27 protein-coding genes, 1 pseudogene and 1 riboswitch are annotated in these 25,203 nt (G+C 60.2%); of the genes and pseudogenes, 14 read left to right on the top strand and 14 right to left on the bottom strand.

The genetic code is table 11. From position 1 onward, the window contains the following. Nucleotides 1-2: 2 nt before the first annotated feature. The 6 genes from M5B42_RS29315 to cobO are packed head-to-tail and all read right to left on the bottom strand — an operon-like array spanning nt 3 to nt 5,957. Nucleotides 3-1,457 carry a cobyric acid synthase gene (locus M5B42_RS29315; RefSeq protein WP_248747778.1) on the bottom strand — a complete coding sequence of 485 codons (1,455 nt, stop codon included), beginning with the start codon at nt 1,455-1,457 and terminating at the stop codon, nt 3-5. Continuing rightward, nucleotides 1,454-2,446: a threonine-phosphate decarboxylase CobD gene (cobD, locus tag M5B42_RS29310; RefSeq protein ID WP_248747777.1), complete on the bottom strand. Its 993-nt coding sequence runs from the start codon at nt 2,444-2,446 to the stop codon at nt 1,454-1,456. The genes M5B42_RS29315 and cobD overlap by 4 nt, the downstream gene beginning before the upstream one ends. Then, a complete protein-coding gene (cbiB, locus tag M5B42_RS29305) occupies nt 2,439-3,347 on the bottom strand; it encodes an adenosylcobinamide-phosphate synthase CbiB (RefSeq protein WP_103498994.1) in 909 nt (302 codons plus the stop codon). The genes cobD and cbiB overlap by 8 nt, the downstream gene beginning before the upstream one ends. Beyond that, nucleotides 3,344-3,994 carry a 5,6-dimethylbenzimidazole synthase gene (gene bluB / locus M5B42_RS29300; protein WP_248747776.1) on the bottom strand — a complete coding sequence of 217 codons (651 nt, stop codon included), beginning with the start codon at nt 3,992-3,994 and terminating at the stop codon, nt 3,344-3,346. Before bluB ends, cbiB begins: the two co-directional genes overlap by 4 nt. Further along, entirely contained in the window at nt 3,991-5,349 is a 1,359-nt protein-coding gene (locus tag M5B42_RS29295) for a cobyrinate a,c-diamide synthase (protein WP_248747775.1), read from the bottom strand. Before M5B42_RS29295 ends, bluB begins: the two co-directional genes overlap by 4 nt. Beyond that, complete coding sequence (gene cobO / locus M5B42_RS29290; protein WP_103498991.1) at nt 5,346-5,957, bottom strand: cob(I)yrinic acid a,c-diamide adenosyltransferase; 612 nt, start codon at nt 5,955-5,957, stop codon at nt 5,346-5,348. The genes M5B42_RS29295 and cobO overlap by 4 nt, the downstream gene beginning before the upstream one ends. A gap of 82 nt (nt 5,958-6,039) precedes the next feature. Continuing rightward, a riboswitch (cobalamin riboswitch) is annotated at nt 6,040-6,261 on the bottom strand. 297 nt (nt 6,262-6,558) lie between these two features. Here cobO and M5B42_RS29285 point away from each other — a divergent pair. The 5 genes from M5B42_RS29285 to M5B42_RS29265 all read left to right on the top strand — a co-directional run bounded on the left by M5B42_RS29285 (nt 6,559) and on the right by M5B42_RS29265 (nt 12,557). Further along, on the top strand, nt 6,559-8,874 hold the full coding sequence (locus M5B42_RS29285) for a hypothetical protein (protein ID WP_248747774.1): 2,316 nt from the start codon (nt 6,559-6,561) through the stop codon (nt 8,872-8,874). Between the two features lie 103 nt (nt 8,875-8,977). Next, nucleotides 8,978-10,300 (top strand): aminotransferase class III-fold pyridoxal phosphate-dependent enzyme, encoded by a 1,323-nt coding sequence (locus tag M5B42_RS29280; RefSeq protein WP_248747773.1) that lies wholly within the window; start codon nt 8,978-8,980, stop codon nt 10,298-10,300. Between the two features lie 4 nt (nt 10,301-10,304). After that, the gene (locus M5B42_RS29275) at nt 10,305-10,703 is read left to right on the top strand and encodes a hypothetical protein (protein ID WP_248747772.1); all 399 of its coding nucleotides are present in this window, start codon (nt 10,305-10,307) and stop codon (nt 10,701-10,703) included. Next, complete coding sequence (locus M5B42_RS29270) at nt 10,700-11,593, top strand: DMT family transporter (RefSeq protein ID WP_248747771.1); 894 nt, start codon at nt 10,700-10,702, stop codon at nt 11,591-11,593. Before M5B42_RS29275 ends, M5B42_RS29270 begins: the two co-directional genes overlap by 4 nt. A 112-nt stretch (nt 11,594-11,705) precedes the next feature. Beyond that, nucleotides 11,706-12,557, top strand: a complete 852-nt coding sequence (locus M5B42_RS29265) for a LysR family transcriptional regulator (RefSeq protein WP_248747770.1) — start codon at nt 11,706-11,708, stop codon at nt 12,555-12,557. A gap of 6 nt (nt 12,558-12,563) precedes the next feature. Here M5B42_RS29265 and M5B42_RS29260 read toward each other — a convergent pair whose 3' ends face one another. Next, nucleotides 12,564-13,712, bottom strand: a complete 1,149-nt coding sequence (locus M5B42_RS29260; RefSeq protein WP_248747769.1) for an acyl-CoA dehydrogenase family protein — start codon at nt 13,710-13,712, stop codon at nt 12,564-12,566. A 245-nt stretch (nt 13,713-13,957) separates the two neighbouring features. On the opposite strand from M5B42_RS29260, the gene M5B42_RS29255 reads away from it, so the two are divergent. Beyond that, a complete protein-coding gene (locus M5B42_RS29255; RefSeq protein WP_248747768.1) occupies nt 13,958-14,536 on the top strand; it encodes a hypothetical protein in 579 nt (192 codons plus the stop codon). A gap of 8 nt (nt 14,537-14,544) precedes the next feature. Here M5B42_RS29255 and M5B42_RS29250 read toward each other — a convergent pair whose 3' ends face one another. From M5B42_RS29250 to M5B42_RS29225, 6 genes are all read right to left on the bottom strand, one after another. Next, a complete protein-coding gene (locus tag M5B42_RS29250; RefSeq protein WP_248747767.1) occupies nt 14,545-15,207 on the bottom strand; it encodes a class I SAM-dependent methyltransferase in 663 nt (220 codons plus the stop codon). Between the two features lie 24 nt (nt 15,208-15,231). Continuing rightward, nucleotides 15,232-15,768: a C40 family peptidase gene (locus tag M5B42_RS29245; protein WP_103498987.1), complete on the bottom strand. Its 537-nt coding sequence runs from the start codon at nt 15,766-15,768 to the stop codon at nt 15,232-15,234. A gap of 232 nt (nt 15,769-16,000) precedes the next feature. Further along, on the bottom strand, nt 16,001-16,636 hold the full coding sequence (locus M5B42_RS29240; protein WP_103498986.1) for an NlpC/P60 family protein: 636 nt from the start codon (nt 16,634-16,636) through the stop codon (nt 16,001-16,003). A 211-nt stretch (nt 16,637-16,847) separates the two neighbouring features. Then, nucleotides 16,848-17,552 (bottom strand): DnaA regulatory inactivator Hda, encoded by a 705-nt coding sequence (gene hda, locus M5B42_RS29235; protein WP_100940947.1) that lies wholly within the window; start codon nt 17,550-17,552, stop codon nt 16,848-16,850. A 124-nt stretch (nt 17,553-17,676) separates the two neighbouring features. Beyond that, complete coding sequence (locus M5B42_RS29230; protein WP_152741507.1) at nt 17,677-18,750, bottom strand: AI-2E family transporter; 1,074 nt, start codon at nt 18,748-18,750, stop codon at nt 17,677-17,679. Between the two features lie 49 nt (nt 18,751-18,799). Further along, complete coding sequence (locus tag M5B42_RS29225; RefSeq protein WP_248747766.1) at nt 18,800-19,864, bottom strand: DUF2066 domain-containing protein; 1,065 nt, start codon at nt 19,862-19,864, stop codon at nt 18,800-18,802. Between the two features lie 379 nt (nt 19,865-20,243). Here M5B42_RS29225 and purM point away from each other — a divergent pair, with 379 nt between their 5' ends. The 6 genes from purM to M5B42_RS29195 all read left to right on the top strand — a co-directional run bounded on the left by purM (nt 20,244) and on the right by M5B42_RS29195 (nt 24,351). Then, entirely contained in the window at nt 20,244-21,302 is a 1,059-nt protein-coding gene (gene purM / locus M5B42_RS29220; RefSeq protein ID WP_100940951.1) for a phosphoribosylformylglycinamidine cyclo-ligase, read from the top strand. Between the two features lie 11 nt (nt 21,303-21,313). Continuing rightward, on the top strand, nt 21,314-21,964 hold the full coding sequence (gene purN, locus M5B42_RS29215) for a phosphoribosylglycinamide formyltransferase (RefSeq protein ID WP_152741534.1): 651 nt from the start codon (nt 21,314-21,316) through the stop codon (nt 21,962-21,964). Nucleotides 21,965-21,972: 8 nt separating this feature from the next. Beyond that, nucleotides 21,973-22,686, top strand: a complete 714-nt coding sequence (locus tag M5B42_RS29210) for a DUF3108 domain-containing protein (protein ID WP_248747765.1) — start codon at nt 21,973-21,975, stop codon at nt 22,684-22,686. Between the two features lie 463 nt (nt 22,687-23,149). Further along, complete coding sequence (locus tag M5B42_RS29205; protein WP_100940982.1) at nt 23,150-23,338, top strand: hypothetical protein; 189 nt, start codon at nt 23,150-23,152, stop codon at nt 23,336-23,338. 228 nt (nt 23,339-23,566) lie between these two features. Further along, nucleotides 23,567-23,854, top strand: coding sequence for a DUF1778 domain-containing protein (locus M5B42_RS29200; protein ID WP_103499728.1), 288 nt, complete (start codon nt 23,567-23,569; stop codon nt 23,852-23,854). Beyond that, nucleotides 23,851-24,351, top strand: coding sequence for a GNAT family N-acetyltransferase (locus M5B42_RS29195; protein ID WP_248747764.1), 501 nt, complete (start codon nt 23,851-23,853; stop codon nt 24,349-24,351). The genes M5B42_RS29200 and M5B42_RS29195 overlap by 4 nt, the downstream gene beginning before the upstream one ends. Nucleotides 24,352-24,442: 91 nt before the next feature. On the opposite strand, the gene M5B42_RS32150 is transcribed toward M5B42_RS29195, so the two are convergent. Continuing rightward, nucleotides 24,443-24,577 carry a hypothetical protein gene (locus tag M5B42_RS32150; RefSeq protein ID WP_283099860.1) on the bottom strand — a complete coding sequence of 45 codons (135 nt, stop codon included), beginning with the start codon at nt 24,575-24,577 and terminating at the stop codon, nt 24,443-24,445. A gap of 71 nt (nt 24,578-24,648) precedes the next feature. Between M5B42_RS32150 and tnpB the strand changes: the two genes are divergently transcribed. Further along, nucleotides 24,649-25,008, top strand: coding sequence for an IS66 family insertion sequence element accessory protein TnpB (gene tnpB, locus M5B42_RS29190; RefSeq protein WP_024686526.1), 360 nt, complete (start codon nt 24,649-24,651; stop codon nt 25,006-25,008). An 18-nt stretch (nt 25,009-25,026) separates the two neighbouring features. Next, nucleotides 25,027-25,203 (top strand): annotated as a pseudogene (locus M5B42_RS29185) (IS66 family transposase); the annotation flags it as partial.

The following is a 25,203-nucleotide window of genomic DNA, read 5'->3' as shown; positions in this document are numbered from 1 at the left end:
CCTTATTCAAGACCGCAGAGCTGACGCAAGCGGTCGGTATCCAGATGTTTTTCCACCAGGTCGGCCAGGCGTTCGATGTCGCGTTCGCGCAGGGCGTGATAATCCACCTCCTGCACCTGCGCCAGGCCGGCCCAGCGCAGCAGGGCACTGCACGCCCGGGGCGACTCGAACAAACCGTGCAGGTAAGTCCCGAGCACCTGCCCGTCGGCGCTTTGGGCACCGTCGCAACGACCATCGTCCAGGTGCACGGCCGGCTGCTCCAGCGCCGCACCGACGGTGACCCCGGCATGGATCTCATAACCGCTGACTTCAGCCTCTTCCAACGCCAGACGGCCGTGCACATTGCGTAGTTGTTTTTCCTGCTCGAGCTCGGTGCTCAGGGCCAGCAGGCCGAACCCGGCACTGGAGCCAGGCGCCCCTTCCAACCCGAGGGGATCATGCACCTGCTCACCGAGCATCTGCAGGCCACCGCAGATGCCCAGCACCTTGCCGCCATAACGCAGGTGACGGTTGATCGCCGTGTCCCAGCCCTGCTGGCGCAGATAGGCCAGATCGCTGCGCACGCTCTTGGAGCCGGGCAGGATGATCAGGTCCGAGGCCGCAATGGCCTGGCCGGGACCGATAAATTGCAGGTCGACCTGGGGATGCAGGCGCAACGGATCGAAATCGGTATGGTTGCTGATGCGTGGCAGCACCGGCACCACCACCTTCAGCACCTGGTCGGCCTTGTCGGCCTGGCGCTGGTCGAGCCCGTCCTCGGCTTCCAGGTGCAGGTCCAGCACATAGGGCAGCACGCCGATCACCGGCTTGCCGGTACGCTGTTCCAGCCAATCCAGCCCGGGCTGCAACAGCGCGAGATCGCCGCGAAAACGGTTGATGATAAAGCCCTTGACCCGCGCCTGCTCGCTGGGCGACAGCAGTTCGAGGGTGCCCACCAGATGGGCGAACACCCCGCCGCGATTGATATCGGCAATCAGCAGCACCGGGCAATCCACCGCCTCGGCGAAACCCATATTGGCGATATCCCCGGCACGCAGATTGATCTCCGCCGGCGAGCCCGCACCTTCGACCATCACCACCGGATAGGCGGCGCTCAGGCGCTGGTGCGAGGCCAGCACCGCCTGCATGGCGATGGCTTTGTAGTCGTGATAGGCCACGGCGTTCATGCTGGTCACGGCGCGGCCATGGATAATCACCTGGGCGCCGGTGTCGCTGTTGGGTTTGAGCAACACCGGGTTCATATCGGTGTGGGGCACGAGGCCCGCCGCCTGGGCCTGGACCGCCTGGGCCCGGCCGATCTCGCCGCCGTCGGCGGTCACCGCGCTGTTGAGCGCCATGTTCTGCGGCTTGAACGGCACCACGCGTACACCCTGGCGGGTCAGCCAGCGGCACAGCGCAGTCACCAGGGTACTTTTGCCGGCATCGGAGGTGGTGCCTTGCACCATCAGGGTGGTCATGCCGGCTCCCCGGCAAAGGCCAGCAGCGCCTGCTCCAGGCGCAACCAGTGCGCTTCATCCGCGGGCAGGCCGAAACGCAGGCTGCTGTTCTGGGTGAACAGGCGCAGCAGAATGCCCCGCCGTGCCATGAACTCATACAGCGCCTCGGCCCGCGCCGTCACCAACCACTGGAACAGCGCGCAACCGCCCTGGGGCGCCAGGCCGAAACGCGTCAACAATGCCACCAGACGCTGGCTGGCCTGTTCGCTACGCACACGCTGGAGTTCATGACCGGCGGTATCGGCAAGGCACACCTGTCCCAGCACCCGGGTCGGCCCGCTGACCGCCCAGGGCCCGACCTGTTCGGCGAGCAACCTGAGCAGCTGGCCTTCGGCGAGGACAAAACCCAGGCGCACACCGGCCAGACCGAAAAACTTGCCGAACGAGCGCAGGACAATCAACCCGACCCGATGACTGTGGGCCGCCAGGCTGCGCTGCGGGGTGTTGTCCATAAAGGCTTCGTCCACCACCAGCCAGCCACCGCGCTGGGCCAGGCGCGCATGCCATTCCAGCAACCGCTCCGGGGCCAGGCTCAGGCCGGTGGGATTGTTCGGATTGACCACCACCAGCACATTGAGGCTGTCGAGAAAAAAATCGACTTCGTGTTCCAGCACTTCACGCACGATGTAGCCGTTGCGTCGCCAGGCTTCAGCGTGCTCGGCGTAACAAGGCGACAGCACACCGACCTTGCCCGCACGACGCAGGCGCGGCAGCAACTGGATCGCCGCCTGGGAGCCGGGCACCGGCAACACCTGGGGCGCGCCGTAGTAGGTGCAGGCGGCCTGTTCCAGGCCGTCATCGGTTTCCGGCAGGCGCGCCCAGGCACGCTCGGGGATCGGTGGAATCGGCCAGGGCCAGGGCGCCAGGCCACTGGACAGGTCCAGCCAATCGGACTCGGCAATGCCGTAGTGTTCCACCGCCTTGCGCAGGCGTCCGCCGTGCTCAAGCATAGATCTCAGCTCCCAGACAGAGAATCAGCAACCACAACCACACACCCCGTTGCACCAACTGCCAGCCGCGGTCGATGGAGTCGGCGGTGGCCGGCTCCCCTTCGCCCAACTGCGGACGCTGGTGCAATTCACCGTGATAAATCGCCGCCCCGCCCAACTCGACCCCCAGCGCGCCGGCGCCCGCCGCCATCACCGGCCCGGCATTCGGGCTGTCCCAGGTCGGTCCCTGGCGGCGCCAGCATTGCAGCGCCAGTCCGGTTTTACCAAGCAAGGCGTAGGTCAGAGCCACCAAGCGTGCAGGAATATAGTTCAAGACATCGTCGATCCGCGCCGCCGCCCAACCAAAACGCTCGAAGCGCTCGTTGCGGTAGCCCCACATGGCATCGAGGGTATTGCTCAGGCGATAGAGCACCACACCGGGCGCACCGGCCACGACAAACCAGAACAACGCGGCGAACACCGCATCGCTGCCGTTTTCCAGGACCGATTCGGTGGCCGCGCGGGCCACTTCGGTGTGATCGAGTTCCGTAGTCTGGCGGCTGACCAGATAACTCACCCGCTGGCGGGCGCGATCCAGGTCGTCGCTGCGCAACGCCTGGGCCACGGGGATCACATGCTCGCCGAGGCTGCGCAGACCGAGGGCGCAATAGAGCGCGAGGATTTCGACGAGCCAGCCGATATAAGGCGCCCACGACAAGGCCGTGGCCAGGAGGGTCAGCGGCAGCACCGCGAGCACCCAGGCGGTGACCCCGTGACTGCGCCAGCCACGTCCGCCGGAGTTGAAACGTTGTTCGATACGGTCCGCCAGACGGCCGAACGCCACCAGCGGATGCCAGCGTTTGGGTTCGCCCAGCAGCGCATCCAGCGCAACCCCGGCGACACTCAACAACGCCACACTCATTGACTCACTCCCCAATAATTCTCATACAACAATTCACTCAAGGGACGCGGCTGCGCCCAACCTTCCAATACCAGCATCGGTGCCGGATAAAATGCCTGGACCGGGCCCAGGCACAGCACCGCCAGCGGCTTGGCCCCCGTCGGCAGACCGAGCAGTTGCGCCAGGGCCAACGGCTCGAACAACGAGACCCAGCCCATGCCCAGGCCTTCGGCGCGGGACGCCAGCCAGAGATTCTGGATGGCACAGGACAAGGACGCCATGTCCATTTCCGGCAAGGTCCGCCGACCGAAGATATGGCGCTCGCGATCGTCCATCAGCGCGGCGACCAGCACCTCGGCACAGTCGTTGATGCCCTCGACCTTCAACTTCATGAATTCATCGGAACGCTCACCGAGGGCCTCGGCGGTGCGGATCCGTTCTTCTTCCACCAACTGCTGGATCTGGCCGCGCAATGCGCGGTCGGTAATACGAATAAAGCGCCAGGGCTGCATCAGCCCGACACTGGGCGCCTGATGCGCCGCTTCCAGCAGGCGCGAGAGCAATTCGGGCGCCACGCTGCCACCGGTAAAGTGGCGCATATCGCGGCGTTCACCGATGACACGGTAGACCGCCGCGCGTTCTTCAGGGCTAAAAGCGTTGTCGGTCATGGCCTCCGCGCGGGTAAGTCCGCGCGCTCCGAGAGTGCGCCGGCCTTGGCAGAGTGGGTATCCGGTGCCAACAGCGCGGCAATCGCCCGCGGGTTGGACGGAAAATAAAAATGCACATAAGAGGCGGTCATCCGCCCCTGGCGATACACCGCCTCGGCGCCGCGCCCGCCATTGGGGCTCAGGCCCCGGGCAATCGGCTCGAGCACCGTGGTGGTCAACGAATGATGATAGGTGTGACCGCGCAACAGCCCTTCCGGCAACTCCACCGCCTGCAAGGCCAGGGCCGCGAGGCGCTTCTGCATCATCGCCTCACCTGCTAGTAATCCGAGCAGTTCGGCGCGTTGTCCTTCGACATCGGTCAGCGCATCGAGCAGATAGAGCATCCCGCCACACTCGGCGAGCAAGGGCTTTCCGGCCTGGTGGTGGGCACGGATCGCCGCCAGCATCGGGGCGTTCTGCGCCAGGGCCAGGTGATGCAGCTCCGGATAACCACCGGGCAGGTAAAGGCTGTCCGCCTCGGGCAAGACCTGATCGTGGATCGGCGAGAAAAACCGCAGCTCCGCGCCCATGGCCCGCAACAGGTCCAGGTTGGCGCCATAGATGAAGGCAAAGGCCTCGTCATGGGCGACGGCGATGCGCACACCGGCCAGCAGCGGCTCGGCGGCTAGCGGCTCGGGCGCCTCAAAGGCCACCGGCGGCGGCAACGCGACCTCGCAACTGCCGGCCAGGGCCTCGGCGGCGGCGTCCAGGCGCTTGTCCAGGTCATTCAATTCACTGGCCTGCACCAGGCCGAGATGGCGGCTCGGCAGCTCGATCCCGGTTTCCCGGGAGAGCGCGCCATACCAGCGCAGGCCTTCGGTCAGGCTGCCTTCAAGCAATTGCGCATGGCGCAGGGTGCCGACTCGGTTGGCCAGCACCCCGGCGAACGGCAGGTCCGGCTGGTAACGCGCCAGCCCCAGGGCCAGGGCGCCGAAGGTCTGGGCCATGGCCGTACCGTCGATGACTCCGAGCACCGGCACACCGAAATGTCGGGCCAGATCGGCGCTCGACGGCGTACCGTCGAACAGCCCCATGACACCCTCGATCAGGATCAGGTCGGCCTCGCCCGCCGCTTCCCAGAGCAACCGACGACTTTCCTCTGCGCCGACCATCCACAAATCCAGCTGATAGACCGGCGCACCGCTGGCGCGCTCATGAATCATCGGGTCGAGAAAATCCGGGCCGCACTTGAACACCCGGACCTTGCGCCCCTGATTGCGGTGCAGGCGCGCCAGGGCCGCCGTCACCGTGGTCTTGCCCTGTCCGGAAGCCGGCGCGGCGATCAGCACCGCCGGGCAATGACGCGTTTGCCTCATAGTTCGATGCCCTTCTGGGCCTTGATCCCGGCCTGGAACGCATGCTTGAGCAGGCCCATTTCGGTCACGGTGTCGGCCAGCTCGATCATTTCCGGCTTGGCGCCGCGGCCGGTGACCAGCACGTGCTGCATCGGCGGACGGGCTTGGAGGTCGGTCAACACCTGGTCGAGGTCCAGGTAGCCGTGCTTGAGGGCGATATTCAGCTCATCGAGCACCACCAGGCCGATGCTCGGATCACGGAGCATTTCCTGGGAGACTGTCCAGGCGGCTTCGGCGGCGGCGATATCGCGCTGGCGATCCTGGGTCTCCCAGGTAAAGCCCTCGCCCATCACATGGAAGCGCACCTGCTCGGGGAAGCGCCGGAAGAACAGCTCTTCGCCGGTGCTGTTGCGTCCCTTGATAAATTGCACCACGCCGCACTGCATGCCATGGCCCATGGCCCGGGCGAGCATGCCAAAGGCCGAGCTGCTCTTGCCCTTGCCGTTGCCGGTCAGTACCAGCAGCAGGCCGCATTCGTTCGGGGCACTGGCGATACGCTCGTCGATAACGGCCTTTTTGCGCAGCATGCGCGCCAAGTGACGTTCGTCGCGATCGGGGGATTCGTTCATGGCAGCTCTCCGTTGGGGCTGGATAAGGCAAACGGGGGGCAGGAAAAAACGCGGCCGGGGCCGTCCAGCATCGCCCGCCGTGACGCTGTGGGATGGATCAGGCCGGTCTCCGGGCTCATGAGCTGCGTATTCGCGGGACCGCGCGCCTTCCCATGTCGCAGGACACAGTGGCTCAAGGCGCGGTCTTGACTCATTTACCGTTGCGGGGGCAGCGCCGGAATCGCGCCTGTCGAAGGGCTCACCGGCTTCCCTGTTTCACCCTGTCGGCGGTTCGCCACAGAGCACCTGAAACAATCGGCGAAGGTTAGAGGGTTGGGGGTGGAGCGTCAAATAAAGCCGCTGTCAGAAAAGCAAACGCTCCAGACCGGCCGAGGTGTTTGTAGACAATGCAGGACGGTGCTGTTCGATTCGTGACCGGATAGCGAGACCGGCACTATCGCGTTTACCTATAAGGTATAGGGCAAAATTTTATAAAAAACTGGTAGAACTAACAGTATCCCTCGCCACAGCTCACAGCCTACTTTGAGTCAGTCGAAGCCTTAACGTCGACTGACCGAAAACTTGATCTATCCCATAGATCCATAGGCGCAGGACACCCTCCATGGCCCCTCAATTGAATGACATACCTGACGAAGCCAAGCTTGCACGCCGTCTGGCAGCGCGCACTGGAGTTTTGTTTCAGACGGTCTCCGAGATGCTGACTGATATCGATCTCGACTACTCGGTGGTCGGCGCTGGGGACATCATTCTCGCGCAAGGCTTCCGATATGAAGTCAAGGCAAAGACAGAGGACGGTCATTACCTTGTTTCGTCAGCGGGCCTGAAACTTAGCGTGCTTCCCGACACATCGGAGCGCATGTCGCTATCCGCATTCGGCGCAGACTCCACGGGAACCGAGGATTGCTTGTCTTTCCTGCAAATAGCCGCCAGCGCTGCCAACGAGGCCAAGGCGACATTGGTCGCGAGGGGCCGGTTCAAGCTCTCGGGGGCCGGCAATGTTGAACTCACCACGGATTGCGATTTTTCCGGCGCTATATTCGATTGTTCAACATGGTCCGGGCACTTTGTTTTTGGAAGAGAGAAACAGGTAGTCATATACGAGCCCGGCTCAGCAGTCGTTCGATTACTGGAGAGTTCATCAGATCTGAGCGTTGGCTCGTCGCGCTTCTCAGGCTGGTTCGGGCGCCCGGAAGTCAGTGATAGCTTTGTTATTATCAACACCGAACAGGATTTTTATTCTTACCGTTCGGAGATAAGAAAACGAGTTGAACTCAATAGAGTGTACAAGGATGGCGTTGTATCGTCACCACTAAGGTATTCCATGACGGGTGTTGGAGTGTCGTCTGTCAAAGTGTTTCCGATGGAGGATCGGCGGCGTACGGTTAAGGGGTTGACGCTCGATATTCGCGGGAACGAGCTCTCAAATGAATTTGTGCGCGTGAGCACCAGTCTGCTCGATCTGGATGTTCGATTCATTCAAGATGAAACTTTTTACACCCCCAGAAACCCAACCTATATTTATTTCATCGAATGCTGTCAAGTCAGGGCCCGAGCTGAAATGCAGTGGGTCATCCGAAACAAAGACTTTAACTATGCTTACAACCTTCAACTTCGCACTTGTTACGATATTGAAATAACACCGCACGCCGATGGTGAGGGATGGGGCGCGACCGGCAGCAATCTCAGTCAACGGGTCACTTTCCGAGACGGCGTTCTCAACCGTGTCGATTTCCACGAGCCATTCATGGAGTGGCTGAGACTGCGAAACATGGTGGTGGGTCATTCGGGCGTTCTGGTTACCGCCCTCGGCGACCTGGACTTGGACACGGTGACTTTCCACGCTCGCAAGATGGCAAGCATCAGTGACGCGTTCGTTAAAGGACGCGGGGATACAGGAGGATTCTGCGATGGCGACCTCCTGATGCGTAACATCACGATCATCGACGGTAAGGGGGCCGGAGACCTGCAGCTTCTTCAGCACACGCAAAGCAGCACCGGTACGGCGAAACCCGCCGGAACCCCTATCGAGTATCGCTTTTGGCGCCGGGTCATTGTCGATGGCCTTCAGTATCGGACACCATTGAACAGTGGCACTCAACGGCTCTGGATCAATCCCGGCGCAATTTCTCCCGGTGAAGCATCAGTGTCGGCGTGCGAAGAATTCACCCTGCACAATGCTCACGGCCCCGGCCTGTATGTGAACGTGAATCTGAATGACAGAACGCCATCGAAAGAGGGCATATTCCCGCTCAAACTCGACCTTGAAAATATTGTAGGGGAAGCCATTGCTACACAGGGCGCCAGCCCGAATTTCAGAGTGAACGCCTCCATAAGAAATTGCCGTGGATACGGCCAAAAAGATGGGATTGACATCAAGACGCAAGCACCGGGTGAATACATGATTACCGGCGGTTGCGTTTCCAGATTCGATTGTTCCGGCACGCAATCACCGCTCATGCTCCGCGCCTATGGTGCAGCCGTTGTTTATGCAAACGACGGCAACAAGCTGATCGATGCCAATGAAAAGTGCGATATCCGGCTGGTGGACTGTACCTTCCACGTCCCCACGCCGGAATGGCTCGCCGAGTTGCTGAAAGCCCTGCTGGTACGCCCACAATTCATCATCAACGGGAAGCGAACAGCGTGGACCATCGGGGACGACTTGCACGGGAGTCCGGGAGAATATGAATTACCCTACCCTCCGCATGCCGAGCAGAGGGTCAGGTTGGTGATGGGGTATACCGGAAATTCGACGGTGACAGAAGTTGAATTGGTTATACCTTCGGTTGGAAGACGCACGGCCGTGACCGGCATCTATGAGAACGACGAGCAGGGTTTGGGAATTCTGGATCGCACCGCAGATACCAGGCTTGTTGCCTCGGGCGATGTCTGGTTCAGATATATGCTGCTCGGATAGGAGGCAGGCATATTTGCAATGAGTGAAATAAGGAAAACTCGTTTTACAGACATCGGTGGCCGTGAATACTCCTTGGGTTCGGGGACAACCAAAGGTCATTGCCGTGTACCTGATCAAACCCAACCTTCGTCACGATCTGCCCTTGGCCTACAGAGCCCAGGGCAGCGTGATTTACACCAGCGACGATAAAAGGATACTCGACGCCTGTTCGGGCGCCATTGCCTGCTCACTGGGCTATGGGAACGAGTACATCCTCGGCAGGATGACGGAGCAAGCGCAAAAACTCAGCGCGGCCTATCGCACGCAATTTCTCAATCTGCCCGCGGAACAACTGTCCGAGCGACTCTGCAACAAGCTCGGTTATGCCGGTGCTTTCTTCGTCAACAGCGGTTCAGAAGCCATTGAGGCCGCTTGCCGCACCGCCATTCAATACTGGGACGAAGTGGGCTTGCCCAAGAAAAAACATATTCTGAGCCGGAAAATCAGCTATCACGGCTCCACCAAAGCCACCTTGTCGCTCTCTGGGCACTGGCCACGCCGTCGCGGGGTCTCCAGTCCCCGGGAACGTCCGACCCTGGCAGTCCCCTATTGCTATCGATGCCCTTACGGAAAAACACCGAACACCTGCCAATTGGCCTGTGCCAATGCACTGGAAATAGAACTGGGTGAAATCGGCGATGACGATATCGCGGCCGTTCTGATCGAGCCGATTACCGGCGCTTCCGGGGCCGCCATTACCCCGCCGGCGGGTTATCTCGAAAGAATCAGAGACATCTGCACTCACCATCACATCCTCCTGATCGCCGACGAAGTACTGACCGCCATGGGCAGGACGGGCACCTGGCTGGCCATGGAGCATGGCAACGTCAAGGCCGATATCAGTGTGATCGGCAAAGGCTTGAACGCGGGTTACTTTCCTATTTCCAGCATCCTGGTCAGCGAAGCGATCAAGGAAGCAATTGAACTGGGGAGCGGTATTTTTTCCTATGGCCACACCCACTCCAATCACCCGGTAGGCGCGGCGGTGGGTAATGCGGTCATGGATCTTCTCGAAAGCCACGCGCTGGTGGCGCTCTGCGTCGCGCGAGCATCGACTGTCGAATCACAGCTGCGCCAGAACATGGCGGCCTCCTGCCTGATTGGCGATGTACGCGGCAAAGGCCTGTTCTGGGGCCTGGAAATCGTCAGCGACAAACGCAGCAAAAAAACCTTTCCCAAATCCAGCAACGCCGCCGAAAAGCTGGTGCGGCACGCCTTCGAGAAAGGCTTGAATCTCTACCCCGCCAGCGGCTTCGCCTCGTACGAACACGGTGATGCACTGATCTTCGCGCCACCCTTGAACACCTCCTCGGGCGAGCTTGAGGAAATGCTTGCGCTGCTGGCCGAAGTGATTCGCAGCGCACCCCGTTGCCTGCAAAAGGAGTGACCCCATGCTCGATGCCCTGGGAAGCAGCGCGGTGCTTGAACATACCGTGACGCCCGCCGACCTGGCGTCTCACTGGCGCAATGAGATGCCGGTCCTGGCCACCCCCATACTGCTATGGCTGGCGGAACTCGTGGCAATGAAAGCCATTGAGGGCTTGATGCCCAGCAGCCGGATAACACTGGGCGTCGCCCATGACAGCCGACATCTGGCCCCCACCCTGGAAGGCGCCACTGTCAGCGTCTGCGCCACGCTTAGCAGTGTAAAAGGCCACTACCTGGAATTTTCGGTACAGGCCAGCGATGGCCTGGAGATGATCTTTTCAGGCACCCACACCAGGGCCATCGTCGATCGCCAGGCCTTCATGGCACGCATCGCGGCTAAAAGCCCTGGAGTGCGCGCATGAAGCCGAATCCCTTCAGTGCAAAGAAAGGCGCCTCATGGATCCTGCTGCTGGTGGCCGGCGCCGCCTTGCTGGGTGTCGCACCGGTGGTGGTCAAGGCGCTTCCCTTCGAGGCAGAGGTTTCGGCTTTCTACCGGGTACTGCTCGCCGTGCCGTTCATGATGGTGCTCTGCGCCGTCAATGGCTCGACTCCATCGACCATGCCCAGGGATTTGCGCTTCTACGGTCTGACTGTGCTCGCCATCGTATTGTTTACCGCCGACCTGACCGTCATGCATTTCGCCATCAGACGCACGGATGTCGCCGTCGCGACCCTGCTGACCAACTGCGCGCCGTTCTTCGTGGTCCTGATGGGCCTTGCCGGGGTCGTCGAAAAACCGAAGAAACTGGAAATCGCCTGCCTGTTGCTGGCCATGGGTGGCATGTACGTACTCTGTGTCATGGACAAGCCCTTCACCCGCGATTATTGGGGCGAAGCCTTGGCGCTGCTGGCCGCCTTTTTCTACGCCGCGTATATCGTGACCATCAAGAAGGTCAGGGTCTATGAGTGCTCGTCCGCCCTGATCATGCTGTTCATCACGGTCGGCTGCAGCTTCCTGCTGTTCCCGGTGTTCATGCACGCCGGCGCGCCCTTGCCCACCGACCTGCCCACCTGGGCCTTGTTGCTGGCACTGGTGCTCTGCGGCCAGGTGTTGGGGCAACTGCTGGTGACACTGGCCCTGAAAGGCCTCTCGGCCTCGTTCAGTTCAATCGTGCTGCTTCTGCAACCCATCACCGCCACTGCTCTGTCCTGGTCATTGCTCAATGAAACCCTGACGCCCCTCGAACTGACCGGGATGAGCATCGTCCTCCTGGCGATCGCCACCAGCTCCCTGGCCCCGGGCAAACAGTAAGGCTTTACCTACAGAGCAAAAGGCGTGGGATGACACCGATAAAAGATCACAAGGACTCCCCTCTCACTACACACGGCGAATAATCAGGACTCCAATAAACAACATAACGCCCATGAAACTGACCAATATTGACGTCGACCTGCTCAGGGCACTGGTCTGTGTCAGCAACACCCACGGGTTTACCAAAGCGGCTGAAAAGCTGTTCCGCACGCAATCGGCCATCAGCCTGCAAATAAAAAAACTCGAGCAACTGACCCATCAAAAACTGCTCGAAAGAGGCAAGGAAATACGTCTGACCCCCGCAGGCGAGAAGGTCTATCACTACGCCCTGCAAATATTGAAACTCAATGATGAACTCATCCATACCCTGATTCATCATGGGCCGGCCGACACCACCCTGAGTATCGGTTTACCCGAACATCACGACCCAGAGCTGCTGTCGCACCTTATGGATGAGCGTTGCTTTTCGACGACAAAGACCTGCCCCTTGTTTATTGGTGACTCGTGCGCAAACCTCTGCAGAATGCTTGACCACAATCAATTGGATATGGCGTTCATATTGCACACCGAACTGGCCGATGCCATTGAAATCAAGCGAGCACCATTAAGCTGGGTCTCGGCGCTCGACTCATCATTGCCCCGCAGCACCACCCTGCCGCTCGCGGTCCCCGCCCCAGGAAGCCTGATTCGACAACTTGCGCAGAAGACCTTGCGGGATCACGCACGGGACTCGACAGTGGTCTGTTCGAGCAACGACTTCATGCCCCTCAGGATCGCCATCGCCACCGACCAGGCCATCGGCATCATGCCCAGCCATGCGGTTCCCGAGGGACTGAGCATCGTGAAGGAGGACTGCCTGCCACGTTTGCCCGAGACCAAACTGTTTATCAAACTGTCGGCCTCTCTCCATGAAACGCAGAAAAAAATCGTCGCTGAACTGATCGCGTCTTTATGCCAGCCATGATCAGTCTCAAGGACGCACGCCACCTTTCAGCATCTGGTTGAAGATATTGACTCTTTGTATATCGTTGGTGCCTCCGGCGATTTTCATACCCGCGGCATCCCGTAAATATTTGCTGACCGCGGGATCCGAATAACCGCCGTGCCCATGGATCTGCATCAAACTCTCGGCCGCTTTCGTCAAGTATTCAGCGCCCTGGTACTTGGCCGTGGAACACAGGATTGAAGTTTCCGGATCGCCCTCGGCCAAATGCTCTAACGCGACATAGGTCAGGTTTCGACAAATGAGCGAAGACATCTTCATTTCGGTCAAGCGCCCCTGAATATACTGGTAAGCCGCAATCTGCCGGCCAAATGCCTGGCGCTCCAGACTTCGCGCCAAGGCAGTGTCGGTCATGCCATCGATAAGCCCGGCCGCGATCACCCCATACAACGCCCGCTCGAATGAAATGATCTCGTACAAAATGCCAAGACCGGCACCGGGCGCGCCGATAATATTGCCCTCGTCAACGACGACATTGCTCAACTCCAGGTCCGCCGTCGGGCTGGTACGGATCCCCAGATTGCTCTCCTTGGCCCCGACACTCACACCGGGCACCTTCAGGTCCATGAAAAACAGCGTGATGTCTTTCTTCAAACCCAGGTCGGGAATGCGCCCGGCCAGCATTCCCATGGTTGCAACCGGCGCATTGGTAATATGCTTCTTCCGACCGTTCAATCGATAACCGCCCTCCTGCCTGACGGCGGACATCTGCATCCTCGACAAATCGGAACCGCCGGAAGACTCGGTCATCGCCGTCACGGCAATTTCACCTTTGAGCAACCTTGGTACCCAACGCTGTATCTGTTGCGCAGTGCCATAGCCGCACAGCAGCCGCAACGAACCTATATGTCCAAGCACCGTAATCAGAAAGCCCAGGTCACGGCATTCCCGCGCAACCACATCCAGGCACTCGACACATTCAATCCAGGTCCCGCCTAACCCCCCGTGCTCAACGCTTACGGGGATTTTCCACATCCCGAGATCGGCCATCAGTTGCCAGCTACGCCAATCCAGCGTTGCGTCTCGATCATGTTGCAACGCCCCCTCGGCAACAGCCTGCCCCACACGCTTGAACACAGACCGGTCAATCACCGCCGCACGGTTTGAACTTGGCATGACAACTCCCCCTTCTATCGGTTTATGGGTCTTTTATGAACGCGATCGAGCCGCAGGCCCAACGAGTTCTAAAAATCCACCGAAGAAGAAATGCTGATACCGCGCAGTGGCCACAATCCCTGTCAAACCAGAAACCCCGCCCAAACCCTGGCCACGATCAAAAAACCGGCGCCAGAATTTGTGCTACGTTGAGGAAGGCGATATCAAATAGCCATAACCCAACCAAGAATAAAAAGGGGAGCTCCATGCAAGGCCTGATCATCAACAATCCGAAACTGGAATTCCTGCGTCCCGCCCTGGAGCGCTGGCCTGAATGCATTGATCGCTACAATCAACTCCTCGGTGACGGTCAGGCGCCCTACTGGTTCAATGAACGGGCCAACCTGGGGTTGCTGTCGGTAGCCGCCTGGGCCGCGGAAATGGTCAGCCTGGAGCATTTTCCGACCAAGAAGCAGATCGAAGACGGTGACCGCAGCGGACGCTGCGACCTGCAGATATCCACCGCGCAGGAGTCGGTCTATATCCAGGCCACGCAACGCTGGCCCAAGGTCAACAACCTGAACCCTATGCCGGCCCTGCTGGATGTGGCGAGCGATGCGAAAAAGATCAGCCACCCCCATCACCTGAAACTCGGCTGCCTGTTCGTCTCGCCGTTCAAACCGCAGCAGAGCCCCAGCCCGGAAGACCTGCAAGATATGATCGACGACCTGCAAAAAGCCAACAGCTGCGCCGTGGCCTGGTACTTTCCCTACGCCTATCGCAAATTGCACAACGAAGCCGGCCAGTATCACCCCGGCATCGCCCTGCTGTTCAAGGAGGCCTGAACAGGCCCCTAACGCTTACGGCACAAAGTCAAACCATCGCCCAACGGCAGCAACGACAGATCCACCCGCGCGTCATCCTTCAAGGCCCGGTTCAGCGCCTGGATGGCCCGGGTGTCGGCGCTTTGCGTATTCACCTCCAGTACCCGCCCGCTCCACAGCGTGTTATCGAAAATCGCCAGGCCGCCCGCGCGCAACAAGCGCAAGGCACTTTCCAGATACGCCGGGTAATTGGCCTTGTCGGCATCGATGAACATAAAGTCGAACTGCCCGCCCTGCCCCTGCCGCTCCAACTGCGCCAGGGTCTCCAGCGCCGGCGCCAGGCGCAACTCGATACGTTCGGCCAGGCCCGCCTCCCGCCAGTAGCGCAGCGCAGTGGCGTTGTAGTCCCCGGGGATGTCGCAACACAGCAGGCTACCGCCCTCCGGCAAGGCCGAGGCCATGCACAAGGCGCTGTAGCCGGTGAAGGTGCCGACTTCGAGCAATCGTCGGGCGCCGGTCAGCTTGACCAGCAGCGCGAGGAACTGGCCCTGCTCAGGCGCCACCTGCCAGCGCGCCATGGGCAGCGCCTGGGTTTCGTCGCGCAGTCGCTTGAGTAACGGCGTTTCGCGCAGGGAAACGTCCAGCAGATAACCGTAGAGGGCATCGTCCAGCTTGAGGGTGCGAGCGGTCATGACAACCTCGCGGTAACTCGGTGATTAAGGGTTGCTCGCCAGGTGCCCGGCCGGCAACACACGTTTGGCGTTCAGGTAGGCGTGTTGCCAATAGGCCTTGGACAGGCTGTCCAGTTTCACCGTGCCGCCAGTGGCCGGCGCATGGACGAAACGGCCTTCACCGACATAGATGCCGGCATGGCTGACCTGGGAGCCGCCATTGGTGGCGAAGAAGATCAGGTCGCCGGTCTGCAAGGCGTTCTGCGGCACGCTCGGCGCCCGCATCACAATCATCTCGCGGGTCGAACGCGGCAGGTTGATGCCCGCCATATCGCGATACACGTAGGCAATCAGGCCACTGCAATCAAAACCCGAGTCCGGTGTGTTGCCGCCCCAACGATAGGGCGTGCCGACCAGGCCCAAGGCGCGGAACAGCACGTCTTCTGCTTCTGGCGAGGAGGGTTGCGGGGAGGCGAACACCACGGGACGAGCCACCGGTGCCGGCGGCGGCGGCGCATGGCCGGCACAGGCACCGAGCAATGCGGTGAAGGCAATCAAGGCAATACGGGCCGTGGTCGACATGTGCAGAAATCCTGACTGAATGCGGCTTTCTCTGCCGTGGCGTAGAGAAATCAAAACCGCGCAAGCAGGGCTCGCGCGGTCAGATACTCAACAATATGTCAGGATTCTAGCGGCTATACGCCAAACTTCAAGTATCACTTTAACTTCGGACGTTTTTTGTACAGCTTGCCTGGTATTGGAACCTGGCTTTTAGCCATCAACCAGGCCGATGGCGCTGAAAACGTCCAAGCGATTACCGGTTGCTGGCGGTGACCGTAGTGGGAGCCATCGCCAGGGCGCGCTTGGCTTCGATAAAGGTCTTGCTCCAGTAGCTGTCGCCCAGGCTGTCGATCCGCACACCACCGCTACGGCGGCTGCTGGAGTGGATGAACTGATCATCCCCCAGGTAGATCCCGGCGTGGCTGACACGACCGCGACGACCATTGGTGGCGAAGAACAGCAGGTCACCCGGCTTGAGCTTGTTGCGTGCAACCAGCGGCGCCTTCACGTTGATCATCTCACGGGTGGAGCGCGGCAGGTCGAGCCCGGCTTCCTCACGGAACAGATAACCGATGAAGCCGCTGCAGTCAAAGCCGGAGCTCTCGTTGGTGCCGCCAAAACGGTAACGGGTACCGATCAGGGACATGCCACGTTCGAGAATGCTGTCAGCAAGGACAGGCAACCGGTAAGGCTTGCCGTCGGCGAACTCGGCGAGTTCTTTTTCCGTGGCCAGCTCATCGTCCAGTACGGCCGAGGATTTGACGCCAGAAACCGAGGCGGTTTTGACCGAATTATCGACCTGTTGTTGCGAAACCGGCGTATGCGCCGCGCAACCGAACAACAGGGTAACAAGTGCGAGAGGCACGAGGGGTGCGAAGCGATTTAGCATGGGCACGACCGTGGCTGATTTGTAAGGAAAAGCGACTATGCCCTCTATCACCCTCATTTGCAAATTTTATGGAACAGGATGTGACTCGGTCGTTTCTTGAAAACATCTAAGGACTTAATACCCAAACGGATCCCACACGCCCGAAAGAAAGCTTCCGGCGTGGGTTTTGTGACGTCTGGAATTTGGCGAAAAAGCGCTGAAAGCCCCGGTTTTACCAGCCCAGGGTCTCTTTTAGAAAGGGTATGGTGAGTTTGCGCTGGGCCTGCAACGAGGCCTGATCGAGCCGTTCGAGCAATTCGAACAGGGCGCTCATGCTGCGAGTACCACGGGTCAGGATGAAATGTCCTACCTCGTCGGTCAAATGCAGGCCGCGTCTTGAAGCACGCAGTTGCAAAGCCCGCAGCTTGTCTTCATCCGAGAGGGGGCGCATCTGGAAAATCAGCGCCAGGGTCAGGCGCGATTTCAGGTCGGCCAGCTTGACCGGCAGTTCACGGGGCGAAGTCGAGGCGGCAATCAGCAGGCGTCGCCCGCTGTCACGCAGACGGTTGAACAGGTGAAACAGCGCCTCTTCCCAATCCGCGCGACCGGCGACCACTTGCAGGTCGTCCAGGCACACCAACTCGTACTGCTCGAGGTTGTCGAGCAACTCGACCCCACGGTCCATCAACTCCGCCAACGGCAGGTACACCGCCGGCTCCCCCATCTGCTCGAAGCGCAGGCACGCTGCCTGCAACAGGTGGGTACGCCCCACGCCGTCCTTGCCCCAGAGGTAGATCAGGCTTTCGGTCCACCCGGCGTCGGCTTCGCATAGCCGCTCGACATAGCCGAGTGCAGCGGCATTGGCGCCTGGGTAGTAGTTGATGAAGGTGGCGTCATCACGCAGACGCACACCTAGGGGCAGCTGAATCGGTTTCATGCTGACTGAACGGTTACCGGGAACCGTTAGTGGCCTCTGTGTAAAGTCTGCAAAGTTTATACCCGTGAGGCTGGGTGCACAATGCAACAGACCACAAGCAAAATCAAAGGTTTGCGTGCGCTCTTCAGAGATCGGGGTCTTCCCGGCCGCCGTACATGTCCGAACTTTTGTACAGATCGTGCATATGCCGCACCAGCACCATGATCACCGCGGCCACCGGCAGGGCCAGTAATATGCCCGTGAAACCGAACAGTTCACCCCCGGCCAGGATCGCGAAGATCACCGCCACCGGGTGCAGGCCGATGCGGTCGCCGACCAGCAGCGGCGTCAGCACCATCCCCTCCAGGGCCTGGCCGATCATGAACACCGCGAGGATCCCGATCATCGGGTACAGGTCACCGCCAAACTGGAACAGGCCGGCGATCATCGCCGCGCTGATGCCGATCACAAAGCCCATATAAGGCACGATGGCCGCCAGCCCGGCCAGCAGGCCGATCAACAGGCCCAATTCCAGGCCGACCAGCATCAGGCCACCGGCATAGATCCCCCCCAACGCCAGCATCACCAGCAACTGGCCGCGCATGAACGCCCCCAGCACGTCATGACACTCGCCCGCCAGGGAGACAATCTGCGCCTCGCGGTCACGGGGCAGCAGGCTGCGGATCTTGGCCGTCATCAGGTCCCAGTCCCGCAGCAAGTAGAAACTCACCACAGGCACCAGCAACAGGTTCGCCGCGAAGCCGATCAGTGCCAGGCTGGAAGCTGTCGCCTGGGACAGCACCACGCCGACGATGTCGCCGGTCTGGCCCATGTGCTCACTGATGGCTGCCTTGACCTTGTCGAACTTCCAGAAACCGTCGGCCAGGCCGAACTTGTGCTGGGCCCAGGGCAGAGCGGTGTGCTGCAGCCAGTCGAGCATCTGCGGCGCCAGTTCATAGAGGCGGAAGAACTGCTTGGCCAGCATCGGTACCAGCACCAGCAGCAAGGTCATCAACACCAGGATAAACAGCGCGAACACCGAGACCACGCCCCAGGTCCGGGACATCCCGAGTTTTTCCAGGCGGTCGACCAGCGGGTCGAACATATAGGCCAGCAGCAGGCTCACCAGGAACGGCGAGAGTATCGGGTGCAACAGGTACACGAACACGCACAGCAGGATCGCCGCGCCCAACCAGAACCATCGACGTGTGTCGGTCATGGACGACCTCTGCCTTATATATAGAAAGAAATTCAATAGAACCGAAAACCTACCAACGGAAACGCAACTGCGCCGCCGCAGGTACAGGTGCAACAGGTGCCGCGGCCGGGGCGCCTGGGGCGACTGGCGTCGCGTTGGCCGTCACCGCCGGCAAGGCTTCGCCCGCCGGGATCTCCTGCAACTTCGCCAGCCCCAGTTGCGCGCGCAGCTGTTCGGCACTGCCGTTGACCTGATAGATGATCCGGTCGCCGTCCACGCTTTGTGGCCGACCGCCAAAGGGTTCGAGCAAATGTTCCAGGGCCGCGTAACGCTCCAGGGTCATGCCCTGCACTTCCAGCCGTTGTTCAGTCGCCACCCCGGGCTTGGCCGCAAAACGCGGCGCCAGGCGTTCGCTCACCGCCAACAGCACCGCATCCGCCAACGCGGCGCTGTCGGTGCCTTGGGCCGTGCCCTGCTCTTTCTGGTCGCCCAGCCACAAGCGCCATTTCGCCTGCCACTGCCCGCCCTCTTCATGGGCATGCACCGCCAGCAGCGCATCGGCGCCGTAGCGCTCGGACACGTCGTGCAACGGCGAGGCATCGCTGCCTTCAAGATTCTTCGCCGTGGCGACGATCTGTTCGTTCAGGTCGGCCAACGGCAGACGCAGTGGCAGGCCACGGTGTTGCGCCGCCCGACGCAACGGCTCGGCGGCCGATTGACCGTCACCGACCAGGTTGGAGCCCTCGGTCGAATCGTTCAGCCACCAACCGAGAATCGCCGGTCGGTTACTGCCCCACAGCGCCAGCCCGGCACCGCGCAAGGCTCGGTCGGTACTCACCGGGTCGAAATCCACCTGCAGGCTTTCCGGCGGCCCGGCGTCGTAACCGTACTGGCTGATGATTTGCTGCGGGTCCTTGCGCACTTCGGCCAAGCCGGGGTTCTGCAGCGCCTTGGGATCGCCAGTCAGGCGCAATACCAGGGTTTCCAGGGCACGCTGGGTGGCCTGGTTGCGTTCATCCGGGGTCTGGCTGCCGACCGGTTCCCGTACCTGGTACAAGCCATTCAGGGTTTGCGCGTGGATCGCCAGGCTCAACAGGGAAAGACAGCCGGCACTCAATAATTTGATCAGACGCATGAAAAATTCCCGACGGACAGAAAGCGGCAGGTAAAGACCGCGTGAATACAAGGCGACAGGTTTAGGACCACGGTGCAGTGCCATTATTCACACAATCGCTGAAAAGTTTTTCCCCGTCATAAAGATCGCGGGTCAAGGGCTATACCTTATACAGCCACGTCAATTGCGGCCAGCACGAGCGTACAGGGATTTTTTTAACACGATATGACCCTGCCGTCGGCCCGAGGATGGCCGCTGCTGCCCAAGCCTGATAAAATCGCGCGCCTTCGCAGACCGGCGAGCATCCGGCCTCCCAGGAAACCCGAACCCGTTCGTGTTCCCCATGAGACCCAACCGCTGCCGGTCGATACCCCCTGAATCCCCCCTAAAGGCCTGGATCATGAGCAAGCAACCCTCCCTGAGCTACAAGGACGCCGGTGTAGACATCGACGCCGGTGAAGCATTGGTCGAACGCATCAAGAGCGTGGCCAAGCGCACTGCGCGCCCGGAAGTCATGGGCGGCCTGGGCGGTTTCGGCGCCCTCTGCGAGATCCCGGCCGGTTACAAGCAGCCGGTCCTGGTCTCCGGCACCGACGGCGTCGGCACCAAGCTGCGCCTGGCACTGAACCTGAACAAGCATGACAGCATCGGTATCGACCTGGTGGCCATGTGCGTGAACGACCTGGTGGTCTGCGGGGCCGAACCGCTGTTCTTCCTCGACTACTACGCCACCGGCAAGCTCAATGTCGACACCGCCGCCCAGGTGGTCACCGGCATCGGCGCCGGCTGTGAACTGGCCGGCTGCTCCCTGGTAGGCGGCGAAACCGCTGAAATGCCGGGCATGTACGAAGGCGAAGACTACGACCTGGCCGGTTTCTGCGTCGGCGTGGTGGAAAAGGCCGAGATCATCGACGGCTCGAAAGTCGCCGCCGGCGATGCCCTGATCGCCCTGCCGTCTTCCGGCCCGCACTCCAACGGCTACTCGCTGATCCGCAAGATCATCGAAGTGTCGGGTGCCGACATCGAAACCATCCAGCTCGACGGCAAGCCGCTGACCGACCTGCTGATGGCGCCGACCCGTATCTACGTCAAGCCCTTGCTCAAGCTGATCAAGGACACCGGCGCGGTCAAGGCCATGGCCCACATCACCGGCGGCGGCCTGCTCGACAACATCCCGCGCGTCCTGCCAAAAGGCGCCCAGGCCGTGGTCGACGTGGCCAGCTGGCAGCGTCCGGCGGTCTTCGACTGGCTGCAGGAAAAAGGTAACGTCAACGAAACCGAAATGCACCGCGTGCTGAACTGCGGTGTCGGCATGGTCATCTGTGTCGCCCAGGAACACGTCGAAGCAGCACTCAACGTCCTGCGCGAAGCCGGCGAACAGCCATGGGTCATCGGCCAGATCGCCACTGCCGCTGAAGGCGCTGCCCAGGTCGAGCTGAAGAACCTCAAGGCTCACTGATGTCCGAGCCGATGACCTCGACCTGTAACGTCGTGGTGTTGCTGTCCGGCACCGGCAGCAACTTGCAGGCCCTGATCGACGACGTGCGGACCGGCGAAAATCCGGCCCGCATCGCCGCGGTGATCTCCAACCGCGCCGACGCCTATGGCCTGCAACGCGCCCGGGACGCGGGGATCGAAACCCGCGCCCTGGACCACAAGGCCTTCGACGGCCGCGAAGCCTTCGACGCCGCCCTGATCGAACTGATCGACGCCTTCAATCCGCAACTGGTGGTGCTGGCCGGTTTCATGCGCATTCTCAGCGCTGATTTCGTCCGCCACTACCAGGGACGCCTGCTGAATATCCACCCCTCTCTCCTGCCCAAGTACAAAGGCCTGCACACCCACCAGCGCGCGCTGGAAGCCGGTGATCGGGAGCATGGCTGCAGCGTGCACTTCGTCACCGAGGAACTCGATGGCGGGCCTCTGGTCGTACAGGCTGTGGTTACGGTAGAGTCTGACGATACCGCGCAGAGTCTGGCGCAACGGGTCCACACCCAGGAACACAGGATTTATCCGCTGGCGGTACGCTGGTTTGCCGAGGGGCGTTTGGTCCTGGGCGAACAGGGTGCATTGTTGGACGGTCAATTACTCGCGGCCAGCGGCCAAATGATTCGAACCTAGGAGATTTTATGCGTCGTGCCCTGCTCTTCGCCCTTACCCTGCTCGCCTTGCCGGCAGTGCAAGCAGCGGATCTTCAACCTTTCTCCGCCAGCTATACCGCCGACTGGAAACAGCTGCCCATGAGCGGTTCGGCCGAGCGCAGCCTGTCGAAAAACGATAACGGCACCTGGACCTTGAGTTTCAAGGCTTCCATGATGATCGCCAGCCTGACCGAGGAAAGCACCATCCGCCTCGACAAGGACACCCTGTTGCCACAGAGCTACAACTTCGAACGTGGCGGCCTGGGTAAGGCGAAGAAGATCAACCTGGACTTCGACTGGGCGTCGAAGATGGTCACCGGCAGCGATCGCGGTGATCCGGTCAAGGTGCCTCTGAACAGCGGCATGCTCGACAAGTCGACTTATCAGTTGGCCCTGCAACGTGATGTCGCGGCCGGCAAGAAAAGCATGAGCTACCAGGTGGTCGAAGGCACCGACACCGACACCTACGACTTCCGGGTGCTGGGCGCGGAAAAAGTCAGCACCAAGGCCGGCTCGGTCGATGCGATCAAGGTCGAGCGCGTGCGCGACCCGACGCAGAACAAGCGCACTACCGTGATGTGGTTCGCCAAGGATTGGGATTACCTACTGGTCCGCCTGCAACAGGTGGAAACCGACGGCAAGGAGTACAACATCATGCTCCAGGAAGGCACCGTGGCCGGCAAAGAGGTCAAGGGCAGCTGATTCAAGCGGCCAGAAAGAGCCCCGCGAACGCGGGGCTTTTTTATGCCTGCTCGCTGCTGCATGCAAGCGGATGTTGCAAGGCTCAAGGGCCTCTTCGCGGCGATGCAGCGTCCCGACAAGCCCTGCTCCTACAGTCTCGTGTCGTATATAAAATCAGTGAACGACACAAGACTGTAGGAGCAGGGCTTGCCCGCGAAAGCTATCTCACATTCACCGCCACCCTCTTGCATAACCACGTTTGCAAGCGTCTGGGACGCTGTTTTGCAGCATAGCCAAGATGAAACTTTTGTCAGAAAACTTTCGCTCGAAAAGCGCAAACCCAAGCAATCCGGGCCTTCGGCCATTATTGCGTTTCTCGCAAGAATAAATTCCGTCCGTTACCGATTTACGTAGGAGGCTAATGAATCATATAACAGAGGCCTGCGACGCGTTGCCGCAGTTCAACAGAGACTGGAGCTTGCAGATGACCGTAAAAGTAACCGAACGCGATGATGCACACATGTCCCATGAAGGCGTTGCCCACGGCATTCGAATCTGGGATGTACACCAGCAGGACCTGCTGGTCGGCATGTTTCACAACGAGACCGACGCTCATAATTATAAGAACGAGCTGGAAACCCTCGAGAAGAAACGCGAGATGCAGGCGTCCTGAACGCCTGGCAGTGACAGACTTGTAAAACGACAAACCCCGCTGCCTGGCGGGGTTTGTCGTTTCTGGCCGGTGGAGGTGTGCCAGCTTAAGCGACTTGAGCGATATGCAGCTCAACATGCAATCCGGCAGCGGCCAGCCTGTTGATCATCGGCGTCATCGCATTGAGAAAGGCACCATTTTGACGTACAGTCAAAGCAATATTGTCCACTTCGCCGAGGGGAATTCATCATGGGCGTCGCTACAGACACCAGACAGGACCGTATCAATCTCCGGCTGAAGCCCAGCGCCAAGAATACGCTGGAGCGCGCCGCGAGCTTTGAAGGCAAGACCGTCAGTAATTTCATACTGACCAGTGCGTTGGCTCATGCTGAAAAAACCATTCACGAGCACGAAGCTATGAGCCTGAATAGCAGAGACTCCGAAGTCTTCTTCAATGCATTGGCCAAACCGATCCGCTTCAACGAAAAACTGACCGCCGCCTTCGAGGAACATGATCAGCGCGTCACCAGCCAATGACCGATTATTCAAATTTGCTCATACGACCACTGGGGAGTGATCACGACAGGCCTGGATTCCATTGCGGCGTAGCCTCACTGGATGGCTATATTCAAAAGCAGGCTCGCCAGGATGTGAAGCGCCGTGTCAGCCGAGTCTTTGTGGCAACCACGGCGGAACAGCCGAAGAGTATTGTGGGCTACTACACGCTCTCCACCCTGTCGATCGAACTCAGCCAATTGCCGGGTGACCTCGCCTCTAAACTCCCACGACATCCTGTGCCAGCAGCCTTGCTAGGCAGGTTGGCGGTCAATCACGCGGCTCAGCGTCATGGGGTGGGGAAAATCCTGCTGGTCGATGCCATCAAGCGAACCCTGGCCGTCAGCGATGAGATCGCCATTTACGCCATGGTCGTCGATGCCATTGATGAGCGAGCACAGCGTTTCTATGAATCATTCGGTTTCTCACCTCTTGGTTCAGAAAGCCGGCGCTTGTTCCTACCGCTCAAATCCATCTGAATCCGCTCATCGCGACACACCGTTTTGCACAGACCTTAAACGGAAAAGAGATCAAGCAGCCAAGTGCCTGATCTCTCTTGGCGGAACTGCCTCAACCAGTCGGATGATTGTCCAATGCGGACGCCAGCTTATTGGACGGGGACGAACCCTCAAGCAGCGCATCCACCACCGCCCGCGCCACTTCCACCGAATGCAACATGCCCCAGAACAACGGTAAGCGCGCCATGAAACCCACATTCCAAGCCGATATTTGATGCCCGATGCTGCGCTCCCGAATTCTTTCCGGAGCCTGCTGCCATGATGCGACCCGATGCAAAAGTAGAAAAAGTCTACCTCTACCCCAAACCCGTGGACTTTCGAAAGTCCATCGATGGCCTCGCTGCCCTCGTCGAGCTGGATATCAAAGTCGCCGTGTTCGACCCCGTGCTTTTTGTCTTCCTCAACAAGCCACGCAACCGAGTGAAAATATTATATTGGGAGCGCAACGGCTTCTGCCTATGGCTCAAACGCCTCGAGTCCGAGCGCTTTAAAACATCGCCCGATGCCGGCGACGAGGCGATCGTCCTGACAGTCCAGGAACTGAACTGGCTGCTCGACGGCTTCGACCTCTGGCGCAACCGTCCACATCAGGTTTTGACGCCTCGATATGTCGCGTAGTCGGGTATAATCCTGACCATGATTTCGATGCCCGAAGACCTTCCTGACGACCCCGTTTTACTCAAGCAATTGCTTGCGCAGATGCTCAATGAGCGTGAGGTTGATAAGGAGCACATCAGCGACTTGAAAGAACAGATCAAGCTGTTGCGTGATCGTCTCTTCGGGCGCAAGTCAGAGCAATCCGTTGATCCGATT

The organism is Pseudomonas sp. MWU12-2037 (assembly GCF_023242345.1).
GTDB lineage: Bacteria > Pseudomonadota > Gammaproteobacteria > Pseudomonadales > Pseudomonadaceae > Aquipseudomonas > Aquipseudomonas gingeri_D.
Note: the sequence above shows the minus strand (reverse complement) of the source record. Positions and strands in the feature narration are given on the sequence as shown.